Source organism: Microbacterium sp., assembly GCF_036566905.1.
GTDB lineage: Bacteria > Actinomycetota > Actinomycetes > Actinomycetales > Microbacteriaceae > Microbacterium.
In genome coordinates this window covers 1-2,069 of the sequence record NZ_DATCVK010000087.1, presented here as the reverse complement: position 1 = coordinate 2,069, position 2,069 = coordinate 1, and the positions used below count along the sequence as shown (strand labels likewise).

Below are 2,069 nucleotides of genomic sequence, written 5' to 3'. Positions count from 1 at the left end.
ACAGCAGCTGCGCTGGGAAGCCCGCCCGGGAGGCCCCGCAGGATTCCCTCCTGGACGAGGAGCACCCCGATCGCGCCGAGCGGCGCCGCCAGCGCCAAACCGGCGACCACGCCGGCGAGCAGGCCGAGGGTGATGTCGGTGTCCATACGACGATGATCCGCTCAGGCGCGCAGCAGACTGCGCAAACAGCCTGTCTGCTGAGAGAATGTTCTGCATGGATGCCGTGGACGACAAGATTCTGGACGTTCTGCGAGTCGATGGGCGCGCTTCGTTCAGTGAGATCGGCCGCCAGGTCGGCCTCAGCACGAACGCGACCGCGGCGCGAGTCCGTCGTCTGGAGAAGACGGGCGTGATCGTCGGGTACCGGGTCGTTCTCGCTGCGGATGCACCGGAGAACACCTCGGGTCTCGAGGCATTCATCGACGTCCGCCTCGATCCGGCGGAAGACTCCGAGGCGTTCCTCGCATGGACGCAACAGGTGCCGGAGATCCGTGATGCCGTCCACGTCACCGGCGCCTACGACTACCTGCTGCACATCAAGGTCCGCGACACGGCAGCACTCGACCGACTCCTGCGAAGCCTGAAGAAGGACGGAGGCGCTGCTCACACGCAGACTCGACTGGCGCTCCGCTGAGCGAGTCCGGATCGCAGTGCGTAACAGATGGCACGATCCGCGACTCGGATGCTAGCCTCGGCCCTACCAGCGCGTACGGCGGCGGCTCTGTTTCGGGTACTCTGCCTCCTCTTGACCGGACGCGTTGAGTCGGACGAAGAGGTCAGAGGGGGGCAACCACTCTTCGCCCCTGAAATGACGCGAGCGCGAGTGCGTGCGCCATCGATGGAACCGCGACCCTACCCGCGTAGGACATCGATGGCCGGGCCGGTGAGACCTCTTCACCGGCCCGGCGGCTCATCTCCGAAGATGTGCGATGTCGGATTCGAGCGACGGCGGCGATCCGAATGGCAACGTGCGGGCACCCAGGTGTCATTGGGGCTACAGTTTTCCGGTGACCACTCGCGCACCGGCAGCTGCAGGACGGCAACGGCGCCGACTCCTGCGGCTGCGGCTGCGGCTGCATCCGGCTCAGACGGTCGTCACGGGCTTCGCGCTCGCGATACTCACCGGAACCGCATTGCTCATGCTGCCCATCTCGAAGGTCGGCCCTGGCGGCGCCTCCTTCATCGACGCACTGTTCACGGCGACGTCGGCGGTGTGCGTCACCGGGCTGACGGTCGTCGACACACCCACCTACTGGACTCCGTTCGGCCAGGTCGTGATCATGGCGCTGATCCAGCTCGGCGGGCTCGGCATCATGATCTTCGCCTCGCTCATCGGTCTCGTCCTCGCACGCAAACTCTCGGTGCGCTCGCGGCTCAACACCGCGGCCGAAGCGAAAGCGGTCGGCTTCGCCGACGTCCGCGGGCTGGTGCGCGGAATCCTGAAGATCACCGTCCTCATCGAGCTCGGCGTCTTCATACTCCTCGCTGTGCGGTTCATGCTCGGATACGGGTACGGCGTCGGCGAGGCGGCCTGGCATGCCGCGTTCCTCGCGGTGTCCTCGTTCAACAACGCCGGCTTCGCGCTCTACACCGACAACCTCATGGGATTCGTCGCCGACCCGTTCATCTGCCTCCCGATTTCGGCGGCGATCATTCTCGGCGGGCTCGGCTTCCCCGTCATCATGCAGCTACGCAAGGAGTTCACGAAGCCGCTGCACTGGTCGATGAACACGAAGCTCGTGCTCTGGGGCACCACCGTGCTGCTCATCGGCGGCACTGCCTACATCACGCTCATCGAGTGGAACAATCCCGCGACGCTCGGAACCCTCGACCCCGGCGCACGCCTGCTCGCGGGCTTCTTCCAATCAGTGCAGACCCGCACCGCCGGGTTCAACTCCATCGACATCGGCGGGATGCACGACGCGAGCTGGCTCGGGATGGATGTACTGATGTTCATCGGCGGTGGGCCGGCCGGCACGGCGGGCGGCATCAAGGTGACCACGTTCGCGGTGCTCTTCTTCATCATGCTCACCGAGCTCCGCGGCGAAGGCTCGGTGAACATCTTCGGC

At 65.8% G+C, this 2,069-nt stretch carries 2 protein-coding genes; both read left to right on the top strand.

What is annotated here, in order from left to right; translation table 11 throughout:
• The first annotated feature begins 214 nt into the window (after window positions 1–214).
• A complete protein-coding gene (locus VIP82_RS06720; protein WP_331906917.1) occupies window positions 215–634 on the top strand; it encodes an Lrp/AsnC family transcriptional regulator in 420 nt (139 codons plus the stop codon).
• A 373-nt stretch (window positions 635–1,007) separates the two neighbouring features.
• On the top strand, window positions 1,008–2,069 hold a 1,062-nt coding region (locus tag VIP82_RS06715; RefSeq protein WP_331906915.1), incomplete at its 3' end, for a TrkH family potassium uptake protein.